The organism is Arthrobacter sp. HMSC06H05 (assembly GCF_001807395.1).
Taxonomy (GTDB): domain Bacteria; phylum Actinomycetota; class Actinomycetes; order Actinomycetales; family Micrococcaceae; genus Pseudoglutamicibacter; species Pseudoglutamicibacter albus.
In genome coordinates this window covers 355-1,740 of sequence record NZ_KV788986.1, presented here as the reverse complement: position 1 = coordinate 1,740, position 1,386 = coordinate 355, and the positions used below count along the sequence as shown (strand labels likewise).

Below are 1,386 nucleotides of genomic sequence, written 5' to 3'. Positions count from 1 at the left end.
TTTTTTGGTGGATGTGTCAGGACATCGTTCCGTTTTTTGGGTTGGTAGTTTTTGGTGGGGTCGATGGTGTAGGCGCCAATGATTTCACCGGTCGTTTTGTTGATGGCGAGGGCTTCGGGGCCGTTGACGAGCAGGATGATGCGTTGTCTGTTGTGGGCGTGGCCGATGCCGAGGTGGCGTAGTTTTCCGGCGTAGCGGAGGGTGATTTTGCCGTGGCTGTCTACGCGGTCGTAACGGACTCGCCAGCAGCTGTTGCCGAGTGTGGTGGTGGGTTGGTCTTTGGGTGTGGCGGTGTAGGCCTGGTGGGGTGTTCGTCTGTCGATGGCTCGGTGTTTTCGTTGGGTGTTATAGAGGGTTTGGAAGTCGTGGAGTTGTTGTTGTAGGTCTTGGTGGGTTTGGGCTGGTGGTTGGGCTTTGAGCCATGTTTTCAGGGTGCGGTGGAAGCGTTCGATTTTTCCTTGGGTGGTGGGTTTTCCGGGGCGGCCGTTCTTTTGTTCGATGCTGAGGTCGGTGAGGAGTTGTTCGAAGGGGTTGGGTTGTTTATTGGTGGTGCGTCCTCCGGCTAGGCGTGTGGTGTAAACGAGTCCGTTATCGGTCAGGGTTGCTGCTGGGAGTCCGTGTGTCTCGGTGGCTTCTAGGAAGGTGTTGACCACGATGCGGCCGGTGATTCTGGGGTGGACGCTGATGTGGGTGAGGTAGCGGGAGTGGTCATCGAGCCAGGAGATGATTTCGGTGTCGGTGCCATCGGCTAGCGGCCAGTGTGTGAAGTCGGATTGCCACAGGCTGTTGGGGGCGGGTGCTTGGAATCGTTGCCATGAGGAGCGGGGCCGTTTTTGTGGTTGGGGTTGGATTGTCCCGGCTGTTTTCAGGATCCGGAAGATGGTGCTGGTTGAGGGGCGAGTCTTCTCTGGTAGCAGGTCATAGATGGTTTCAGCACCAGCGTCTAGGCCGTCTCGAAGGAGTTGGTGGCGTAGCGCGAGGATGGTTTCGCGTACCTCTTCTGGTGTCTGGTTGGGGTTGGTGTGCGGGCGTTTGGAATGTGGGTGGAGTGCTTCAAGCCCGCCGATACGGAAGCGTTTGAGCAAGGTCCTGATCCAACGGGTACTGACACCAAAATGTGTGGCTGCGTCTTTGACGCTCATCCCGCCGTCAGTGATTGCTAGCACGATCGCTCTGTTGCGTGTGTATGTCATACCTCAGCATGCCGGCCCACCCTCCCTGATGTGAACGATGTCGTGACAGATGGGTGAAGGATGTCCTGAGACATGGTTGGAAGGATGTCGTGAGAGATCCGTGGGTGGGTTGGAGTGGTGAGGGGTGAACGATGTCGTGAAACCAGACACCCCTCCGCGCACGTTTGTAATGTGTCGGGACATCGTTCACACG

The 1,386-nt window shown here is 57.1% G+C and carries 1 protein-coding gene; it reads right to left on the bottom strand.

What is annotated here, in order from left to right; all coding sequences use genetic code 11:
* Nucleotides 1–1,166 (bottom strand): IS481 family transposase (locus HMPREF3160_RS06705; protein WP_256174111.1); only part of this gene is annotated, 1,166 nt, incomplete at its 3' end.
* Nucleotides 1,167–1,386 lie beyond the last annotated feature (220 nt).